Source organism: Ligilactobacillus animalis KCTC 3501 = DSM 20602 (assembly GCF_001434535.1).
Classification (GTDB): Bacteria; Bacillota; Bacilli; order Lactobacillales; family Lactobacillaceae; genus Ligilactobacillus; species Ligilactobacillus animalis.
In genome coordinates, this window is sequence record NZ_AYYW01000032.1 from 91,231 (window position 1) to 112,054 (window position 20,824).

Sequence of the window (20,824 nt, forward strand, 5' to 3'; positions counted from 1 at the left end):
CCGCCTTATTTTTTCTTTGTTGTTGCCTGCATCGTCTGTTCCACATCGTTTAGACGTGTCTTTAATGTTTGATAGATCTTAGGATCACTTTGCTTGGCGCGCTCAAAATATGATGTTGGGTCAGCACCGTTCACAACTGCGAGCACACCCAACTGAAAATTGATCCGCGTGTCATTTGGTTCTAATTGCAAAGCCTGTTGGTAATAGTCCTTGGCTGGGCCAAAATTGCCCAAGGCTAAAAAACAATCGCCCATCAAACTTAAAGTTGCTGCTGATCGCATCTTCTCACTTGCTGTCAAAGCAAAGACTAAAGCCTTTTGATAGTCAGCTTTCGCATAATAAGCTTGAGCCAACATCGTATAGGCTTCGGCTTGTAATTTTCCATCTTGGATCAAGTTGAACTGTGCGATTGCCTCATCATAGAGTTCACTTGCATAATAGACATTGCCCAGTCCATAATGCAATAATTCTGTTTTTTCTGTCCTATCACTCAAAGCATTGAGCGCTTTTTTAAAAAGTTCTTCCGCTTGGGCAAAGCTCTTTTCTTCAGTTAACGCCGTCCCTAAAGTATAATAACTCTCTTGGTCGTATGGATCAGCATCGATCTTTTGGATCAATTCTTGGATGACTTGTTGCATCTTTTCATCTTGTTTAGCCCGTTTCATCATTACACCTTCTTACACAATATCAGTCGGATCAAGTTTCTTTTTTAGATAATCTGTCTTATTCCAAGCCAGACACTTAAAGTTTTGACCATCTTTCGTCTCTAAGATCGTGGTACTTGTATTAGCTAATCCACCCTTAGCCCGGATTTGGTCTAACGGGACCCCAAGTAAATGTCTGATCTCAGCACACAAAGCCGCTCCATGACTGACAATAATGACATTATCTTTCGGATAACGTTCACAGATCGCCTTAATCTTTGGGGTCATTCTTTCAAATAACTCTTCAAAGCTTTCACCTTCGATCTTACTTGGATCGTATTTATCGGGGTGATGCCGGAAACCGTCGAGTTCAGCTGGATATTTTTCTGCGACTTCGGTAAATTTCATCCCTTCCATCTTTCCTAAGTTAAATTCTTGGAAAGCTACATCAGCCTCTAACTTGACCGGCTGTGCTAAATTAGCGACTAGCTTTTGTGCAGTCACTTTAGCTCGGCGGATCGGACTACAATAGACCTTAGCAAATTTAAAATCATTTAAATAAGTCGCCAATTCTTCGATCTCGCGATAACTCTCGGGTAGTAATGGTGAATCACCACGCGCCCCTTGATAACGCCCTTCTAAATTCCATTCAGTTTTTCCATGGCGTACAAAAAACAACTTTGTCAAAATCCATCCCTCTTCCATGTCTATTGTCTAAATTTTAGCATACCTAGCCCAAAGAAAAAAGGACCATAGCCTTAAGCTACAGTCCCTAAATCTCTAAACGTATTGTAATTGCTTGCCGTTTTGATAAGCGTGATCGATCGTTCCACTACCTAGGCATTCAGCGCCATCATAAAAGACAACTTCTTGCCCTGGTGTGATCGCTCTAACGGGTTCGTCAAAGATAACTTCTACCTCTGTGCGATCAGCGTTAAAACAAACGGTAACGCCCGAATCTTTTTGGCGGTAACGGAACTTCGCTGTACAATGGAACTCATTGCCACGATCCTCGATCGGCGCAACAAAACTCAATTCACTTGCTTTTAAGCTTGTTGCGTATAGGTACTCATTGTGATAGCCTTGTCCAACTAACAAAGTATTAGTTGCTAGGTCTTTACCGACAACAAACCAAGGCTCATTGCTCTTAGCATCGCCACCGATCCCTAGACCACGGCGTTGCCCGATCGTGTAGTTCATCAAGCCAAAGTGTTCGCCCTTTACTTCACCATCCAAAGTCTTCATCAAACCTGGCTTAGCTGGTAAAAATTCACTTAAAAACTTGTTGAAGTCACGTTCACCAATAAAGCAAACACCCGTCGAGTCTTTCTTCTTAGCGGTTGCTAGACCAGCCTCTTCTGCGATCTTACGCACTTCTGACTTGTCCATATTCCCGATCGGAAACATTGCTTTTTGCAGATTTTTTTGTGTTAATTGGCTCAAGAAATAAGTTTGATCCTTATTTTCATCAGCCCCACGCAATAGATGCACCGTGCCATCTTCATCACGTGACAACTGTGCGTAATGTCCCATTGCGATATAATCGGCATCTAATTCCATCGCATAATCCAAGAAGGCCTTGAATTTGACCTCTTTGTTACACATCACATCGGGATTAGGTGTACGTCCCTTTTTATATTCATCTAAGAAGTAGGTGAAAACACCATCCCAGTATTCTTTTTCAAAGTTGACCGAGTAATATGGGATCCCGATCTGATCGGCTACCTTAGCTACATCTTGGTAGTCTTCAGTTGCGGTACAAACTCCGCTATCATTTTTGTCATCCCAGTTTTTCATAAAAACTCCGACAACATCATAACCTTGTTGCTTGAGCAAATAAGCCACAACTGACGAGTCAACGCCACCACTCATGCCCACAACAACTCTTGTCTTACTATTATCTTGCATGTAAGAACTCACCATCATTTCATTAGATTCTGAATCCAGACGATTTGAAGGTCGTTTTATTCAGTAGCTACCATTATAACGATTATTCCTAACTTTGACAAGGTTCGCTTACTTTTTTATATTAAATTTTTATGCTTTTTCGATAACATTACGCGCCACGAGATCAGCTAAGATATATTCCAATTGTTCTTGGTTAGCCGCTGCATCTTTTCCCTTGAAGATGTTGACTTCTTTTAAGCCATTAGCGGTCGTCGTTACCATTTTGAAACTTTTTAGATCAGCGGAAACAACGATCTTTAGTTTAAAGCCTTTAAATGGTGAGGCTGGATCTAGTGAACGTTCTAATTGGAATTTACCACCTTTAGTCTCAATAAAGCCCGTATCACGTAAAGAATACTTCCTAACATTTGGTGATAGTTGATATGTGGTCGTATCACCTAAAATTTTAGCTGTTGTACCATATGCCATAATTACACACCTCTAACTTATTTTTTGATACGTTGACTGATCTTAGTCAATTGAGCGACCAATTCATCGATCTCAGCTGCTGTATTGTATTTACCAAAGCTAAAGCGCAGTGATTGACTCACCCGAGCTTGGTCTTTACCATACATTGCTGCTAAAACATGTGAAGGTTCTAAAGATCCAGCTGTGCAGGCAGAGCCAGAGGCAGCTGCGATCCCTGCTAGATCTAAATTGGTCAACATCGCATCATTTTGGCATCCCTCAAACCATAGATTGATGATCTGTGGGAGTTCATCTGCTCCCATTTTACCATTTACCTTCACGTCCACGCCATTTTCAGCTAGCTTATCTACTAATTGGCGCTTGAAACCTTGGTAACGTGCTGTCAATTCAGCGCGAGCGTTTTGTTCGAGCTCGACCGCTTTAGCAAATGCTGCGATCGCCGGAATATTTTCTGTTCCTGCCCGTCTCTTCATTTCTTGATCGCCCCCCATAAGATGTGGTGCTAGATCAAGGCCATCACGTTCGTACAAAAAGCCCATTTGTTTTGGACCATTCAATTTGTGCGCTGAAGTCGACATGAGATCGATCTGGTCGCGTTTGACATCGATATCTAAGATCCCATAAGCTTGAACTGCATCTGTATGAAACCATGCATTGCTTTTAGCCACGATAGCTCCGATCTCAGTTATCGGCATATGACTACCAACTTCATTGTTCCCAGTCATGACCGAAACTAAGATCGTATCTGGCCGTAGAGCTTGTTTTAGATCATCCAACGAGATCACACCATTTTCATCGACTGGTAAATAGGTCACCTCGTAGCCATTTTCCTCCAAATAAGCCATGGGTTTTAAAACAGCTTCATGCTCGATCATAGTCGTGATCAAATGCCGTCCCTCATTTTTTCGTTTCAAAGCAGTTTGGATGATCGCAGTATTATCGCTTTCGGTCCCCCCGCTCGTAAAAATGATCTCATTAGGATCTTGTGCATTGATCGAAGCAGCTATTTTTTGACGACTTTGCTCTAAAATGCTATGCGCTTTGCGGCCAAAAGAATTGGTCGCCGAAGCATTGCCAAAGACATCGTTCATCATCTCAGTCATCGTTTTGATAACAGCTGGATCCATCGGGGTTGTCCCAGCATTATCCAAATAAATATTATTCACGTCTATTCCTCACTAATCTTGCATCAAATTTAAGATCATCTTAGCTGAACGCTTGCCAGCATCAATGATAAATTCGTCAAATGTTTGTCCAGCATCTTCATCACCGACATCTGACATTGCCCGGACGATGACAAATGGCACTTTAAATTGATAAGCCACTTGTGCGATCGCAGCCCCTTCCATTTCACAGCAAAGCGCTTCAGGGTAGATCTCTTTGATCGCTTGGATCTTATCACTTGAAGCCACAAATTGATCACCAGTGACGATCAAGCCAGTCTTAGTTGTCAGATCAGCTTTTTTAGCTGCTTTTTCTAAAGCATGCACCAACTTTTCATCAGCTGGATAGATCTGTGGTTGCTGTGGTAACTGACCTGGTAGGTAGCCAAATGCGGTTGCATCAGCATCATGATAAGCTGCCCCAGTTGAAAAGACCACATCGCCGACACTAAGACCCGTACCGATCCCACCAGCGGAACCTGAGTTGATCAAGTGATCGACTCCAAATTCAACGATCAATAATGCTGTCGTCACACCGGCTTGAACTTTACCGATCCCAGAACGCACTAAAACAACAGTGTGACCATTGAGCTGGCCTTCATAAAAAGCGATCCCACCTAACGTTTTTTCAGTACTGTGGGTCAATTGAGCCCGCAATTCCTTGATCTCTTCTTCCATCGCACAAATAATTCCATACTTCATCAATAAACGACCTTTCTAACTTAGAAATTGACAAAACGCATAAAGAGAAAGACTAAAATGATCGCAACGATCAGACCGATAATGGCATAGTTCAGTTTTCTTGCTAATTGCTTTGTCTTTTCTGCTTGGCTTTCTAATTTTTGTTTTTGACGCGTCTTAGTCCGGCTAAAACCAGTATCTTCTGGGGCTTCGACCGTTTTTTTACTCCGACGCAATGGTTTTTCTTCGGGATTATTTTCTGTCATTGGCAGTTACCTAATTCATCAATTGCCAAAACATCACGGCCATGATCGTTTTACTATCACAGATCAGACCCTCTTGCATGGCTTTTAAAGCTTCGGGTAAAGTCAATTCGACCTTTTCTAAAAATTCATCTTCATCTTGGGGTAATTCAGTTGTTACAGGGCTCAAACCACTTGCATGGTATAAATAGATCTTTTCATCGGCAAAACCAGGTGATGTGTAAAATGGCATCACCAATTCCAAATTTTCCGCCGTGTAACGTGCTTCTTCATTTAACTCACGCGTTGCCGTTTCTAAAGGCGAATTTTGTTCATCGGGCTCGATCTTTCCCGCTGGGATCTCTAAGGTCACTTGCCCTAAAGGTGAGCGCCATTGCTTGATAAAGACCATTTTATCTTGTGGCGTGATCGCGATCACACCAACAGCCCCATGATGGCGGACGATCTCACGCAAGGCTTCTTTTCCATTGGGAAGCATCACTGTTTCACGATCAAGATCGATCACTTTACCATCAAATAAATGTTCAACATTTGTAACTTTTTCTTCAAAATCCATTTCGTTCACCTCACTTGTCATTATAGCAAAAAATACGATCCGGCTAAACATCAACAAGCCATGCTCTTGCCACGGCAAAAACACAGCTTGTTAGGAAATATTATTTTTCTAAGCCTTCTGTAATAGCTTCAGGGAAGTTGTCAGCTACGATCTTAGCACAGCTAGCACATAATTCCTTGAAACGTTCGTCAGTACCAACATCAGGTGTGATCCGACGGCAACGTGGGCAAGTTTCACCAGCTGCATGTTCAACTTTGATCTTAACTTCACCATAATCATCCGCATCTGCTGGAGCATCAGCTAGATCAGCGATATCTAATTGTGATACGATCAAGGCTTCACGCACGTCAGCTCCTAAGTTAGCCAACTCTTGTTTGACACCTTCAGAAACATAAAGTGTTACATGAGCTTCAAAAGATTTACCGATCAATTTTTGATTGCGGGCTTCTTCTAAACTCTTCAAAACATGGGAACGAATTTTCATGAAGCGAGTCCAGTTTTCCATGATCTGTGCTTCACTATCAAAATGTTCAACGGCAGGCATTTCAGCTAATTGCACATATTCTTCAGGTTCTTTGACAAAGTTCCAAATTTCTTCAGTTGTATGTGGCATTACTGGTGTCATCAACTTAGCTAAGCGGACAACTGTTTCGTATAAAACAGTTTGCATTGAGCGACGCTTCTTAGCATCCTTAGCTTCGATATAAACAACATCTTTAGCTACTGCCAAGTAGAAAGCAGATAATTCTGTCGTCACAAAATTGATGACTTTCTTGTAAATGTCCATGAAGTTATAGTTAGCATAGTCATCCAAGATCTCTTTTGTAAATTTATTGACTAAGATCAACATGTATTGATCAATCGCTTCGAGTTCGTCAAATGGTATGGTATCTTTAGCTGGATCAAAATCTGTTGTGTTAGCCAATAAGAAACGCATCGTATTTCTAAACTTACGGTAACTTTCAGAAATTTGTGCAAAACTTTCCATTGAGACACGCACGTCAGCTGAAGTATCAACACTCAAGACCCAAAGGCGGATGATCTCAGCCCCCATCTTCTTGATAACTTCTTCAGGAACGATCGTGTTGCCCAATGACTTACTCATCTTACGTCCTTCAGCATCAAGCGTGAAACCTTGGGATAAGATCTGCTTGTATGGAGCATGACCAGAAACCGCCACACTGGTGATCAAACTTGAGTTGAACCAACCACGATATTGGTCAGAACCTTCTAAGTAAAGATCAGCTGGATAGGTCAAGTAATCACGTTGAGCACAAACACCTTGGTGGGAAGAACCGGAGTCAAACCACACGTCCATGATGTCAGTTTCTTTAGTAAACTTGCCATTTGGTGAATGTTCGTTAGTGTAACCTTCTGGCAAGAGATCCTTGGCATCTAACTTGAACCAGATATTTGAACCGTGTTCTTCGACTAATTTAGCCACATGCTCGATCGTTTCTTTTTCCATGATAGTTGTTCCATCTTCAGCGTAGAAGATCGGAAGTGGAACGCCCCACACACGTTGACGTGAGATGACCCAGTCACCACGGTCACGGATCATATTGTAGAGACGTTTTTGACCCCATTCAGGTAAGAAGTTAACTTCATTGATCGCATTCAAGATGTTGTCTCTGATCTTATCAACCGAAGCGAACCATTGTGGTGTTGCCCGGAAGATGATCGGCTTTTTAGTCCGCCAGTCAAATGGATAGCTGTGTTCATAATCCATTTCCTTTAAGAGTAAGTTAGCTTCACGTAATTTGTTCAAAGCAACTTCATTAGCATCTTCATAAAAGACACCGTCGAATTCAGGACCACATTCAGCCGTTAAATGACCAGTATCACTCACAGGAGCAAAGATCTCTAGGCCATACTTCATCCCCATCTTGTAGTCATCATCACCATAGCCAGGAGCCGTGTGGACTAAACCTGTACCAGATTCAGTCGTTACAAAGTCACCTAACATGACTAATAATTCACGATCTTCATAGAATGGATGTTGCGCTGTGATGTATTCGAGATCTTGACCCTTAACGACTTTCAAGGTCTTAACATCTTCCCAACCGAATAATTCAGCATTCTTTTGGATCAGATCTGCTGCCATCACGAATTTACGTTCTTCACCTGCTGGTTGGACCACTGCATAGTCAAAGGAAGCATCGATCGTGATACCTTCTGAAGCTGGGATCGTCCATGGTGTCGTTGTCCATACGACCATGTATGTATCTTCATCCAAGACACCTTTACCATCAAGAACTCGTTCTGCATAGAAAGCAGATGGTGAAGTTACGTCATGATATTCAACTTCGGCTTCAGCTAAAGCAGATTCTGATGACCAAGACCAGTAAACTGGGCGCTTACCTTTGTAGATAAGATCATTTTCTGCCATCTTACCAAAAACCCGAATTTGTTGAGCTTCATATTCAGGATCTAAAGTCACATATGGGTTATCCCACTCGCCTGCGACCCCTAAACGTTTGAAGTCAGTCCGTTGCTTATCAACTTGTTCCAAAGCATATTCACGACATTTTTCCCGGAAATCTGCTACAGATAAGGCTTTACGGTCGACCCCAGCTTTTTTGAGCTGTTGTTCGATCGGTAACCCGTGTGTATCCCAGCCAGGCACATATGGTGCTCTAAAGCCCATCATTGACTTAGCACGGATAATAATATCTTTTGAGATCTTGTTCATCGCATGTCCCATGTGGATGTTACCATTGGCATATGGAGGTCCATCATGTAAGACAAAAGTTGGTTTACCTTCGTTTAATTTTTGGCGCTTTTCGTAAACCTTATTTTCTTCCCATTCGTTTTGACGTTCTAATTCACGAACAGGCAAATTGCCGCGCATTGGGAATTTGGTTTTCCCTAAGTTCAAAGTATCTTTGATTCGCATACTCTTTACCCACTGTGCTCAGGTGGTAAGACACAGCTATCCTTTCTTTTTGATAAAACAAAAAGATCCCACCCACAAAGGGACGAGATCTCGCGGTACCACCCAATTTAAGAATTTAAATAAATTCCACTCTTTGATCATATAACGCGATCAACCGACCAAACCTACTTGCTTTCAGTTTGATAAAAAAGAGATGATAAACCTAAATTCAGGGGATGACCGGTCCTTGCACCATTTTTCCGGCTCGCTGACATCGTAAAAAGAGGTCCGTGTTCTCTTATAATCTTAGCACTATATCTGTTAAGCTAGACGCCTAGTCGTTGTTGCTGTCATCAGCAAAGCGTTGTGAACTAGCATTGTCGTTAGAATCAGGGAAGATGACCACTGTTTCAGCCTCTTTTGCTTCTTCAACTGGTTCACTCACAGGTGTATTGTCAGCAACATAAACTTCATTTTCGGCGTCTGTATCATTTGAGAATGATTTTACTTCTTTTGCATTGGATTTGTCAAGGGTATCATCGTGACGAATTGCTTCTTGGATCGCTTCATAGCTCGTTGTTTCACCTTGTTGCAAAATATCGTCCCATTCACTACCTTTAACAACTTCAAGCTGGGATTCCAACATAACTTGAAGCTTTTGCCGGAAAATACGGGCTTGCTTGCGCAGATCGTCGGTCTCCAAAGCCAAACGTTTTGATTTCTTAGAAGCTTCATCGATAATATGACGCGCTTTTTCATTGGCTTGGTCAATAATATCTTGACCTTGCTTTTGCGCTTCACGATTGATGATCTCAGCTTCACGTTGCGAATTAGCTTTGACCTTATCAGCAGCTTCTTGGGCAACGATGATCGATTGATTCAAGGAATCTTTTAAATCATTGAAATACTTCAATTTTTCTTGGCTTTGTTTCAAGCTCTCAGTTAAATGTGCATTTTCTTTTAAGACTAACTCGTAGTCTTTGATGATCTGATCTAAGAAATCGTTGACTTCATCTTGATCATAACCACGTAACTTGGTATGAAACTCTTTATTATGAATATCCAAAGGGGTCAATGACATCCCCAACACCTCCAAATTTTTAAATCATTTTCTAATTACAGCAACTTCACAGCGCAACTTACCTCGCTTTGATTTGCCTAATACATCGATCAACTTGATCCGGCCAAAACCACGAACCGAAACGATATCTAAAACGCCTAATTCTGTATCTGGTTTGGTCAACACCATCCAATTTAGCTGGACTTTCTTGGCATTGATCAATTCCTTGACACGGTTACGCGATATATTATAGACCGCCGCGATCACCGTGTCGATCCGAAGCGAACTGGCCGAAACAGTCTCAAGCTCCCAATCATTATTAGGGACAAGTCGCTGGGTCAGTGGCATTTCTTCCAAGCGAACATTGATCTTACCGATCCGTTCGACTTGTTGGAGCAAATAATCACTGATATTTTTTTGAACGACGATCTGCCAGCGCTGTGAATCTGTGATAATATCGCCTAAAACTTCGCGCTCTAACCCACTATTTGCCAAAGTTCCTAAAATTTGTCCGTGGGTCAACGATACAAATTTAGTTGGATAATTTATCTCTAACAGTTGCAACTCAAAATCCTTTTCCTGTGGTTCATAATAGTCAGGATAAAATAAGAGCCGCTTTCTTTCTGCTTGAGCAAAACCTCCCTCAGCTTTGACTTTGATCATATCATCAGCCTGTAATAAGAACTGGGCAATATGTTGTTGTCTAGGATCTAAAAAGTGTGTCAAGATCGGGCGGTATTCATTTTGCGCCTGGTTGATATAATCGTTCAACGAATCGATCACCGGTTTTTCTTCTGCGCGAAAATGTTGATAGACCTCACTATTCACCACACTCCCCCATTTCACTAAAAGAGATAAAACAACATAAAGACCCCTTTTTCAACAAACTGTAAAACGATCAATGCGACCACTGGGGCAAAACTGATCCCGGCGATCGGTGGAATAAAATCAAATAACCGCAAATATGGTTGGCACACTTTGATCAATAACTGACCTAATTGTGTCTGATAAGCACCTGGAAACCAAGATAACAAACAGTAGGCAATGATCAAAAAAGAGTACAAACTAAATAAACTACTGATAAGACTTAATATTCCCAAATTATTCTCCTTAATTATACTTATAATCACCATTACGCATCGTATCAGTTAAGTTGCCCTCAACTTCAAAGTCATGCGGAGTACATAAAAAGATCTGTTCACCGATGCGTTGGATCTCACCATCGACTGCAAAAACTACGCCTGAAAGAAAATCAACGACACGATGTGCTTGTTCATCATCGATCCTTTGAAAATTAACGACAGCTGCTTGCCCAGCTAAAAGCTTGCTAGCGATCGCTTTAACATCAGAAAAGATCCGAGGTTCAAACAGCATGATCTTCTTTTCAAGCGGCCGACGTTCATTGTGCAAAGCCATTACGTTTCTCTCATCTCGACTTTCAGTGGTAGCCTTAGATTCTGGATAACTTTCCTCACGTGGCTCTTCTTCGTAATTTTCAAAATCATCATCTGCGCTGAAGAAACTACTGAGTTTGCTTGAAAATGACATTTTTCAGCCTCCTTGTCTTAATGACGACGCCGAGTAAAGAATGGTGGATTATTTAGATCGTCTTCGTCACTACTTTGTTCAGCTGAAGAATTGGAACCAAAGACGTTAAAATCCTTCTTCTCAACATTTTGAAATTCAGTTTCACGTTGTTGGGCTGCTTTTCTTGTACCATTGATCTCGCGTGAAAGATCCCAATCACCCAATGGATCATTATTTTGCGCTGGGCGTGCAGCCGTGTTGTTTTCTGGTGCACTTGGCGTTGGCGTGTTGAACGTCCGTGGTGGTACAACTTTAGATGTGCTACTTTCTTTTTTCTTTTTATCGATCCCAGTTGCGATCACGGTCACGACTACATTATCTTCCAAGGATTCGTTGATCGAAGTCCCAAAGATGATGTTGACATCACTTGTAGCCGCTTGGGAAACGATATCTGAAGCAGCTTGAGCTTCAAATAAGCTTAGATCTGGACCACCGGTAATGTTTAACAAGACTTGTTCTGCCCCATCGATCGAAACTTCGAGCAATGGTGAAGAGATAGCCTTCTTAGTTGCTTCTTCGGTCCGGTTTTCACCATTAGCGGAACCGATCCCCATCAAAGCAGAACCTTGATTTTGCATCACGGTCTTCACATCAGCAAAGTCCAAGTTCACGTAACCTGGTGAGGTGATCAGATCAGAGATCCCTTGCACACCTTGACGTAACACGTTATCTGCTTCTTGGAAAGCTTGTAACATCGGTGTTTTCTTATCAACGATCTCGAGCAAGCGGTTGTTAGCAATGATAACTAAAGTATCAACATGCTCTTTCATCTTGGCTACACCTTCAGCAGCAAAACGAGCCCGCTTTGGCCCTTCAAAACTAAATGGACGAGTTACGACCCCGACCGTCAAAGCACCTTGTTCTTTAGCGATTTTAGCAATGATCGGTGCAGCACCAGTACCAGTACCACCGCCCATACCGGCCGTGACAAAGATCATGTCGGCACCACTCAAGGCTTCCGCTAAAGCTTCTTCACTTTCTTGGGCCGCCTTACTTCCGATCTCAGGATTAGCCCCTGCACCCAATCCACGAGTCAATTTAGGCCCTAATTGGATCTTTGTTTCAGCGTTAGAATTCTTCAATGCTTGCACATCTGTGTTTGCAACGATAAATTCCACACCTTTAACGTCATCAGCGATCATACGGTTGACCGCATTACCACCAGCGCCACCAACACCAATAACTTTAATTGTGGCACCATGTTCCATTTGATCTGCGTCTAATGAAAATTCCATTCTATATTCCTCCATCTCCTAATCTTTTAGTCAAAGAATTTGTCAAATATCGCCTTGAATCGATCCATTCCCTTAGGTTTATCATCTTTCTTTTTATCCTTAGGTGTATCATACTCATCAGCTACCGGCTCAAAATCAGGCTTGATATCTTGTTGCTCATCTTCATCGAGCTGGTTTACTTTTGGTTTACTGATGAATTCTTGACCGTCGAGCGTTCGTCTGACGATCTGATCGATCTCATTTTCTTGCGTGACGTATTCTACGATCCCGATGACCTGTGCAAAAGATGGGATCCGTAAATTCATCTCTTGAGGAATAAAGACTTTAACATTGACCTCAAAGATCTTTTGGGCCAATTCTTTGACACCTGGTAAGGCTGCTAAGCCACCAGTTAATACGATCCCCCCAGGTAGCTGTAAAGCATTGATCCGATCTAGATCAGCTTTTAGCTTACCAAAGATCTGCTGTAAGCGCGCTTCAATGATCTGAGCTAGATACTCTTCAGTGATCATCTCTGGCTCTTGTTGTCCCACAACAGTTACTGGGAAAGTATCTTCATTTGAAGCTAATGTTTCATCGGCATAGCCATAATTGCGTTTTAAGATCTCAGCATTCTCGATCGAAGTATTCAAGACGATCGAAATATCACGGGTCACATAATCGCCACCCTCTTGATCGACATAAGTGTACTTCAATTGATGATCGTGGACTACAGCAGCAGTCGTTTGACCACCGCCAAGATCGATCAAGATCGCTCCAAAGTCCTTTTCGCCATCGGTCAAGGCAACTTGCGATAATGCAAGTGGGGCTACGATCATATCTCTGACCTTTAACCCTGCCCGTTCGATACATTTACGAGTATTATGTAAGATCGTCTTGGGACCTGTGTACATTACCCCTTGCATCTCTAATCTGACGCCGACCATCCCTCGTGGGTCTTGGATCCCATCAAAGCCATCAACGATAAATTCATCTGGAACAATATCGATCACATCGCGTTCAGGTGGTAAATTTTGGACCAAAGCAGCCTCGGTCACACGCCGAACATCAATGTCACTGATCTCTTTAGAGTTACCGTCTTCGTTTCCGATGGCGATCATCCCTTTACAACGCTCTATTTGGAGCATATTAGCTGGAACACCAACGCTCACCTCAGAAATTTGAATATTTGCCTTTTCTTCGGCTTGTTTCACAGCTTCTTTTATCGCCTTAACAACTTGGTCAATATCAACGATCACTCCACGATTGAGACCGGCAGAACGTGTATTACCGTAACCGATTATGTTGATCTGGTCTTTGAGATACTCAGCTATTATGACTTTAATCGAAGTCGTACCGATGTCTATGCCAACATAGATACTAGAGTTTCCCATCAATTTGCCTCCCTTATGATTTTAATAATGTTCTCATTGTTTATTATTTAAATTCAATAGGTTAATTTTAACACAAAAATATATTAATTGGCTACTTGTCAACCCCTCAAAATAAAAAATTTAGTTCACAATATTTTAGTTATTTCTAATTCTTAATTTTTAGGGTATGAAAACGCCCCAACTTCAAGGTCAACGATGCCTTTTTGATCCATTTTAGTCGCGATCTGAGGGTAATATTCCATCTTCTTTGTCAACGTCGAAAGATCGGCGATGACCTCATTGCCATCATTCATGTAAAGCTTGATCCGGTTTGGATTTACTTTAGATGGGTCATAATGGATCTCTGAGACGGACTTTTTCAATTCAGTCGGTAGTTCTTGCACTTTTGTGACTGCTAATTTCAACTTGGCCTTATCTTTAAAAGCATAAAATACGGGGTAACTGCCCTTGACTGAAGGAGTTCCTTCACTCAAAGGTTGACCAGTCGTTCCGATCTTATAATACTTATTATTCCGATAAATATAACCAACTTGGGGCTCTTCTTTTACGTCGATCACCACATTATTAACATTTACATAGCGCAATGTTGCCTGTTCGACTAAGCCTACTTTGTTCTGGATCTTATTCTCGATTTTGCTAGCATTGAACCACACATTGAACAGGGATTCATAGTAATGGAGTCCACTGGCTTTGATGACTGCCACGCGTAACTGCTTATCATTTGAATCAACTGTCACTGATCTAACACGACTGATCGGCAAGATCAAACAAAGCGTCAATAGTGTCATTATCGAAAAAAAGACTAACGGAAATAACGCTTGTTGACGCAATGCTTTTTTACGCTGTTCAGTCAGCCGGATCAATTTGCCATTGAACAGATCTTTGGCTGGTGGTTTTGGCTTTGCTTGACCGCGTTTTGCTTGTTTTTCGAGCCATGGTTGAAGTTTCTGATTAGGGACAACTGGCTTCTTTTTCTTCCAAAATCTGATCCTCTTCAGCCCCTCTCACTAACTACTAGTTTAGTAAATCTTCCATCACCTTGATCAAACGATCAGCTGCATCCGGTACCCCTGCTTTTTTAGCATTAGCCGCCATTTGTGCTTGTTTTTGTGGATCAGCCATCATCGCTTGGATATTTTCAAATAAGACCTTGCCGTTCAACTCACTTTCCTTGATCATCAACGCCGCACCTTTGTTTACTAAACTTTGAGCATTTTTAGTTTGATGATCATGTGTGACATATGGGCTAGGGATCAAGATCGTTGGGATCCCTAAAGCAGTGATCTCGGCCAAACTGGTGGCTCCAGCACGACCCACGATCGCATCGATCTCGGGTAAGATCGATGGCATGTCAGCAATATAAGGCTTGATCACTACATTTTTAGGCAGGTCCTTGACACGGCTATCTTCCATGATCTTATCATAATGGACGCGTCCCGTCACAAATAATACTTGATAGGGTTGATCTTTGAAATATTCGATCGCTTCTATGCTAGCATTGTTGATCCCTAAAGCCCCACGTGAACCACCAAAGATCAAGATCGTCTTTTTGTTAGGATCAAGCTGGTATTCGGTCGCCAAACGACCCGTTGGTTTCATCGTTGCTACTTGTTGAGCTCGTGGATTACCGGTAAAGACAACTTTTTTAGCTGGAAAATCAGCTCTCACATCATCAAAACAGATCCCAACTTTATCAACATAGTGACTCAAGAATTTATTCGTCACACCCGCAACACTATTTTGCTCGTGAATGATCGTTTTGACTTTCATTTTAGCAGCCGCATACACCACTGCCCCACAGACATAACCGCCCGTGCCGATCACAACATCTGGCTTGAATTCTTTGATGATCTTTTTAGAGTCATGCACGCTCTTTAAAAAGAGGTACACCGTCTTAAAGTTTTCAGGTGAAAGTGAACGTTTAAATCCTTGGATCTCGATCGTTTTAAACGGGATCCCAGCATTGGGAACGATCTTACTCTCTAATCCCTTAGTTGTCCCGACATACAAGACTTCTGTGTCAGGTCGTTGTTGTTTGATAGCTTCGATCAGTGCTAGCGCTGGGTAGATATGACCACCCGTTCCGCCACCAGATACTAATAGTCGCATACTATTCATCCTTTTTTTCTAAATTTTCTACTGTTTCGATAAATTTATCGCCACGTTCTTCAAATGTCTTCCATTGGTCCCAACTTGCACATGCTGGTGACAATAAGATCGTATCACCTGGTCGACTGAGAGCATAGGCTTTAGGCACAGCGTCGACCGCATCTTTAGCCTCGACGATCTGTTCTAAGCCCGCCTGTTTTCCGGCTTCTTTCAATAAGTCTTTAGTCTCACCAAAGACGATTAAAGCACTGACATGTTCCTTTAGATATGGTACTAAACGCTCAAAAGTAAAGCCACGATCTAGCCCACCAGCTAACAAGACAACTGGGGTTTTGAAACCAGCAAGTGCCTTTTCAGTTGCTTCGATATTGGTTGCCTTAGAGTCGTTATAAAACTTGCGCTCATCAAACGTTGTCACGTATTGAGTCCGATGTCTGACTCCTGAAAATGTCTGCAATACTTCAACGATATCGGCAGTTGCTACCCCCATGAGTTTAGCGACCGCGATCGCTGCCAAAGCATTTTCAATGTTATGTGTGCCAGGAACTTTGATCTCATCAGCAGGCATGATCGCTTCATCTTTGAAATACAAGATCCCATCTTCTTCATAGGCTCCTTCTTTAGTAAAGGCTGTCCGTGAAAATGGTACGACTTTTGCTTTAGCTTGTTGGCTAAGTTTACGCCATTCAGCTTGGTCAAAATTGACTACAAAGTGATCAGCTGCAGTTTGATTTTTCAACAAACGCATCTTAGCCTTGACATAGTTTTCACGTGAACCATGATAATCGGTATGAGCTTCGTAAATATTAGTCAAGACCGCGATCTTAGGGTGGAGCTTAGTGATCCCAAGTAATTGGAAACTGGAGAGTTCCATGACTAAGATATCGTCAGCCGTTGCTTTTTGGGCCGTTTCGACGGCTGAGATCCCGATATTACCACAAGCATACGCCTTATTTTTATCCTTTAGGTGGTTTAACATCAAGGAGATCAAAGTCGTCGTTGTCGTCTTACCATTTGTCCCAGTAACGCCCACTAGCTCAGCTTCAGAGATCTCATAGGCTAATTCAGGTTCGGTGATGATCAAAAAGCCTCTTTTTTGGGCTTCAGCGATCAAGGGATTCGTATATGTGATCCCAGGATTTTTGACGATCAATTCCGCATCATCCAATAAAGAAAGCGGATGTGAGCCAACAACGACTTTGATACCGGCATTTTCCAACTCAGCCAAGACTTGCTTATCTGCTGGAATATTCTTATCATTTACCGTTACATTTGCCCCGAGCTCTTTTAACAGATAGGCACTGTTGAGCCCGCTTTTACCTAAACCAACGACTAATACGTTTTTACCCTTATAATCTGTCACATTTTTCATGTCTAACGACTTCCTTTGATATTAAATTATCGTCATAACTGCAATGATCGCAGCTACTAGACCAATTGCCCAAAAAGTTATATCGATACGCCATTCACTCCAGCCACATTCTTCAAAATGGTGGTGGATCGGACTCATCTTGAAGATCCGTTTACCCGTCAATTTAAAGCTTGCGACTTGTAAGATCACACTAAGCGTTTCTAAGACGAAGATGATCCCGATCACCAACAACGACAACTCTTGGTGTAAGATGATCGAAACGGCTGCCAAAGCCCCCCCTAGAGCTAATGAGCCAGTATCACCCATGAAGATCTTGGCTGGTTTATGATTGAACCCTAAAAAGGCGATCAAAGCACCGATCACGGATAAACAAAAGATCAAAACATCGTATTGTGCTTGATGATAGGCGATGATCGCATAAGCACCAAAAGCAATGATCGCTTGGCCTGAGACCAACCCATCGATTCCATCGGTCAAATTGACCGCATTTGAAAAGCCGACCAACCAAAAAAGCACAAATAAAACATAAACGAAGCCTAAAGTGACCTCATGTCCAAAGAATGAAAGTGCAAAAGGCAACTTTTCATGATGATAGACAGCTAAAAAGATCAAGCCCCCGATTATTTGGCCCAATAATTTTTGCCAAGGCTTCAAGCCTTCATTTTGCTTTTTCCATAATTTGACGGAATCGTCAAAGAAACCTAAAAAGCCATATAACAGTAAGATAAAGTCTAAGACCAAGATCTTAGGACTTAGTATGTGCAAGCCTAGTGGGACCCAAAGCCCCGTAACAATGATCGCTAAATTAAAGGTAAAGCCCCCCATCGTTGGTGTTCCCGCTTTTACTTGGTGCCAACTTGGCCCTTCTTCGCGGATCATTTGTCCTTGCTTTTTTTTGTGTGCATAGCTGATAAACATCGGTGTAAATAAAGCAGTCAATACTAAACTGCTGATCACCGGGATCAACATTTGAAAAATAGTCATGTTATTTTTCCTTCCTCTTTTTTTCTATCTATTTTATTTTAACTCAACTGTCAATTTTGTTTGCTTACTTAGCTTTTCACCAGGTGCAACGCTTTGCTTAGTAACATAGCCATTCCCCTGAACGTCTAAGTCAATACCAGTCAGCTCGGATAATTTCATCACATCAAGGCGCGACCAACCAGTGATATCTGGCATCGTCAGCGTTCCATTTGTGACTAAGATCACACGCTCACCAGTCAACATGCTCGTGCCGGCAGTCTGTGATTGTTTAACGACCTTTTTACCTTCGCCAATCACTGCTGGTACTAAGTCGCTTTGGGTCATTTCTTCACTAGCTTCTTTAGGTGACATCCCCTTCACGTCTGGGACACTGGTTTGTGCCTTTTCATCATTTGAGTCATTTGCCTCATCCAAAACGCGTTTCATCAAAGGATCAAAAATAGAAGCTAACATTCCCGTTTCACCTTGATCAGCAAAGGTCTTAGGTTGTTTCATCGTGATGTATAAAATGTATTTAGGATCATTTATCGGCGCCATCCCAGCAACAGAGAAGAGATAATTAGTCTCACCACTTAAATAACCTGTGCCATTTTCGTTGGCGATCTGCGCTGTCCCAGTCTTGACCCCAACATCATAACCATCGATCTTGTAGGCCGTCCCAGTCCCGTCTTTATCAGTCACAACATCTTGCATCATTTCACGAACTTCCTTAGCAGTTGAGCTTCTGATCGGTTTTCCGACTACAGTTGGTGATTGCGAAAAGACCGTCTTACCATTATTTGGGTCAACAACTTTGCTTACTAGATAAGGTTTGACCATCTTACCATTATTAGCCACAGCCGACATTGCTTGGAGCATTTGGAAGACAGTCACATTTACTCCTTGGCCAAAAGCAGTGTTAGCTTGTTCGATCGGATATTTGTATTCGATACTACCAGCTGCTTCATTCCCTAAACCAGCATTTGTTGACTTCAAAAGACCAAATTTTTTGATGTAATTTAGCCACGTCTTTTCTCCCATTGCTTGTTCGAGCTTAGCCATCCCAACGTTTGAAGAACGAATAAAGCCTTCACGATAGGTGATATCACCCCAACCAGTCGTATTCCAATCATTGATCCGTTGACCGTCGATCTGATAAGAACCTGACTTAAAAGTGGCGTTAGCATTATAATTTCCACTATTGATCGCTGCTGCCATCGTCAAGATCTTCATGATCGAACCTGGTTCATAAGTATCTTCTAACAAGATATTGCGCCACATATCATTTAGCCCTTCTCCAGTCTGAGGGTTAAAGGTCGGCCGTTGACTCGCCGCAATGATCTCGCCCGTCTTGGCATTCATCAAAACAGCTGTCATCGATTTTGGCTTATAAGTTTCTTGCGCTTTATTCATCAAAGTCTCTAAATAAGTCTGAGTCCGCGTATCTAAAGTGGTATAAACATTATCGCCATCTTTAGCGGGCTTACTTTGTGATTTAGAATTAGGCAAAGTCGTCCCGCGTGAATCGATCGCGAGCTTATTGACTCCGTTGACGCCCTTTAGTTGTTTTTCAAAAACCGTTTCTAAGCCCATGACCCCAACTAAGTGAGATTGTTCATTTTCTGCTAGACCAACTAAGTGAGACGCAAAGACCCCGTTAGGATATAACCGTGCTTGAGCAGGCGTAAATTTGATCCCGCTGATCTTAGCAGCTTCGATCTTCTTTTTGGTCTCCATTGAGATATGTTTACCTTTGCTACCAAGCTCAACTTGATAGAGACCATCGTCGGCATCAAAGAGCTTGAGCAGGTCATCATAATTCATCCCTAAATTTTGACTCAAGACCTTAGCAGCTTTAGTCTTTTGTGAATCTTGCAAATAATCCGGTTTACCTTCAAGGGTCTTCGCCGATTTAGATAAGACGATATAGATCGAATAAGTCGTCGTATCTTCAGCGATCGGTTGATTTTGCGCATCATAGATCGTCCCGCGTTTGGCTTTGATCTCAGTTTGTTCGGCATACATTGCCTGTGCTAATTTGGTCAGATTTTTTCCGTGAGCCGTGTGTGTCAAACCCACATAAAAAAAACGACCAATAAATGTAAGAAAGACGATGATGACGATGAAAAATAACGCTCTTCCAAAATAACTGCGATTTCGCGGGTCTTGTTTTACATTTATCTGCCGTTTTTTAGTACTCATTTGGTAACATTCCTTATGTTTTTATCATTCATTTGTAAACCAACATCCTTGGCGATCTCCATCAAACGTGTCCGGCTAGACAGTTCGCTGATCTCTTCTTTCATGTTAGCATTTGAAGTCTGTAAAGTTGAGACTTTTTGATTGATATCTTGGATCGTTGCTTGGGTCTTGGTCACGGCCGTATTCGACCAGATCACCAAACATGACATGACCACTAATAATACACCTAAAGCGATCGCTGCATTGCGCTCTTGTTTAAAATACATCTTTCGCAACTGTCCAGCTGTATTTTGTGGTTGCTGATCTAGCGTAGTTTTTACCTGTGGAGCTTGAGGTGTTTCGAGTTTTCTTGCTGCTTGTGCCAA

Annotated in this window: 21 protein-coding genes; all 21 read right to left on the reverse strand. The window is 42.1% G+C overall.

Annotated elements, in window-relative coordinates; translation table 11 throughout:
• Window positions 1-5 precede the first annotated feature (5 nt).
• On the reverse strand, window positions 6-665 hold the full coding sequence (locus FC30_RS05650) for a tetratricopeptide repeat protein (protein ID WP_010688765.1): 660 nt from the start codon (window positions 663-665) through the stop codon (window positions 6-8).
• A gap of 12 nt (window positions 666-677) precedes the next feature.
• Window positions 678-1,331 (reverse strand): histidine phosphatase family protein, encoded by a 654-nt coding sequence (locus tag FC30_RS05655; RefSeq protein WP_010688764.1) that lies wholly within the window; start codon window positions 1,329-1,331, stop codon window positions 678-680.
• 93 nt (window positions 1,332-1,424) lie between these two features.
• Window positions 1,425-2,567 carry a tRNA 2-thiouridine(34) synthase MnmA gene (gene mnmA, locus FC30_RS05660; protein WP_143828576.1) on the reverse strand — a complete coding sequence of 381 codons (1,143 nt, stop codon included), beginning with the start codon at window positions 2,565-2,567 and terminating at the stop codon, window positions 1,425-1,427.
• A gap of 114 nt (window positions 2,568-2,681) precedes the next feature.
• Window positions 2,682-3,020: a DUF1831 domain-containing protein gene (locus FC30_RS05665; RefSeq protein ID WP_010688761.1), complete on the reverse strand. Its 339-nt coding sequence runs from the start codon at window positions 3,018-3,020 to the stop codon at window positions 2,682-2,684.
• Window positions 3,021-3,037: 17 nt separating this feature from the next.
• Complete coding sequence (locus tag FC30_RS05670; RefSeq protein ID WP_010688760.1) at window positions 3,038-4,186, reverse strand: cysteine desulfurase family protein; 1,149 nt, start codon at window positions 4,184-4,186, stop codon at window positions 3,038-3,040.
• A 12-nt stretch (window positions 4,187-4,198) separates the two neighbouring features.
• Window positions 4,199-4,885 carry a 5'-methylthioadenosine/adenosylhomocysteine nucleosidase gene (locus tag FC30_RS05675; protein WP_010688759.1) on the reverse strand — a complete coding sequence of 229 codons (687 nt, stop codon included), beginning with the start codon at window positions 4,883-4,885 and terminating at the stop codon, window positions 4,199-4,201.
• Window positions 4,886-4,905: 20 nt separating this feature from the next.
• Window positions 4,906-5,130, reverse strand: coding sequence for a hypothetical protein (locus FC30_RS05680; protein WP_010688751.1), 225 nt, complete (start codon window positions 5,128-5,130; stop codon window positions 4,906-4,908).
• A gap of 10 nt (window positions 5,131-5,140) precedes the next feature.
• Entirely contained in the window at window positions 5,141-5,683 is a 543-nt protein-coding gene (locus FC30_RS05685; RefSeq protein WP_010688750.1) for an NUDIX hydrolase, read from the reverse strand.
• A gap of 100 nt (window positions 5,684-5,783) precedes the next feature.
• Entirely contained in the window at window positions 5,784-8,579 is a 2,796-nt protein-coding gene (gene ileS / locus FC30_RS05690) for an isoleucine--tRNA ligase (protein ID WP_010688748.1), read from the reverse strand.
• 313 nt (window positions 8,580-8,892) lie between these two features.
• Window positions 8,893-9,639: a DivIVA domain-containing protein gene (locus tag FC30_RS05695; RefSeq protein WP_010688746.1), complete on the reverse strand. Its 747-nt coding sequence runs from the start codon at window positions 9,637-9,639 to the stop codon at window positions 8,893-8,895.
• 24 nt (window positions 9,640-9,663) lie between these two features.
• Window positions 9,664-10,446: a YlmH family RNA-binding protein gene (locus FC30_RS05700; RefSeq protein ID WP_010688745.1), complete on the reverse strand. Its 783-nt coding sequence runs from the start codon at window positions 10,444-10,446 to the stop codon at window positions 9,664-9,666.
• Between the two features lie 17 nt (window positions 10,447-10,463).
• The gene (locus tag FC30_RS05705; RefSeq protein ID WP_103050405.1) at window positions 10,464-10,718 is read right to left on the reverse strand and encodes a YggT family protein; all 255 of its coding nucleotides are present in this window, start codon (window positions 10,716-10,718) and stop codon (window positions 10,464-10,466) included.
• Between the two features lie 10 nt (window positions 10,719-10,728).
• Complete coding sequence (locus FC30_RS05710; protein WP_010688742.1) at window positions 10,729-11,166, reverse strand: cell division protein SepF; 438 nt, start codon at window positions 11,164-11,166, stop codon at window positions 10,729-10,731.
• 17 nt (window positions 11,167-11,183) lie between these two features.
• Complete coding sequence (ftsZ, locus tag FC30_RS05715; protein ID WP_035448954.1) at window positions 11,184-12,440, reverse strand: cell division protein FtsZ; 1,257 nt, start codon at window positions 12,438-12,440, stop codon at window positions 11,184-11,186.
• 26 nt (window positions 12,441-12,466) lie between these two features.
• Window positions 12,467-13,813, reverse strand: coding sequence for a cell division protein FtsA (ftsA, locus tag FC30_RS05720; protein WP_010688739.1), 1,347 nt, complete (start codon window positions 13,811-13,813; stop codon window positions 12,467-12,469).
• A gap of 152 nt (window positions 13,814-13,965) precedes the next feature.
• Window positions 13,966-14,676, reverse strand: coding sequence for a cell division protein FtsQ/DivIB (locus tag FC30_RS05725; protein WP_010688738.1), 711 nt, complete (start codon window positions 14,674-14,676; stop codon window positions 13,966-13,968).
• A gap of 151 nt (window positions 14,677-14,827) precedes the next feature.
• The gene (gene murG, locus FC30_RS05730) at window positions 14,828-15,922 is read right to left on the reverse strand and encodes an undecaprenyldiphospho-muramoylpentapeptide beta-N-acetylglucosaminyltransferase (RefSeq protein WP_010688737.1); all 1,095 of its coding nucleotides are present in this window, start codon (window positions 15,920-15,922) and stop codon (window positions 14,828-14,830) included.
• 1 nt (window position 15,923) lies between these two features.
• Window positions 15,924-17,294, reverse strand: a complete 1,371-nt coding sequence (gene murD, locus FC30_RS05735; RefSeq protein WP_010688736.1) for a UDP-N-acetylmuramoyl-L-alanine--D-glutamate ligase — start codon at window positions 17,292-17,294, stop codon at window positions 15,924-15,926.
• A 21-nt stretch (window positions 17,295-17,315) separates the two neighbouring features.
• Entirely contained in the window at window positions 17,316-18,278 is a 963-nt protein-coding gene (mraY, locus tag FC30_RS05740; RefSeq protein ID WP_010688735.1) for a phospho-N-acetylmuramoyl-pentapeptide-transferase, read from the reverse strand.
• A 33-nt stretch (window positions 18,279-18,311) separates the two neighbouring features.
• Window positions 18,312-20,459, reverse strand: a complete 2,148-nt coding sequence (locus FC30_RS05745) for a penicillin-binding transpeptidase domain-containing protein (protein ID WP_010688734.1) — start codon at window positions 20,457-20,459, stop codon at window positions 18,312-18,314.
• Window positions 20,456-20,824, reverse strand: a complete 369-nt coding sequence (ftsL, locus tag FC30_RS05750) for a cell division protein FtsL (protein WP_010688733.1) — start codon at window positions 20,822-20,824, stop codon at window positions 20,456-20,458. The genes FC30_RS05745 and ftsL overlap by 4 nt, the downstream gene beginning before the upstream one ends.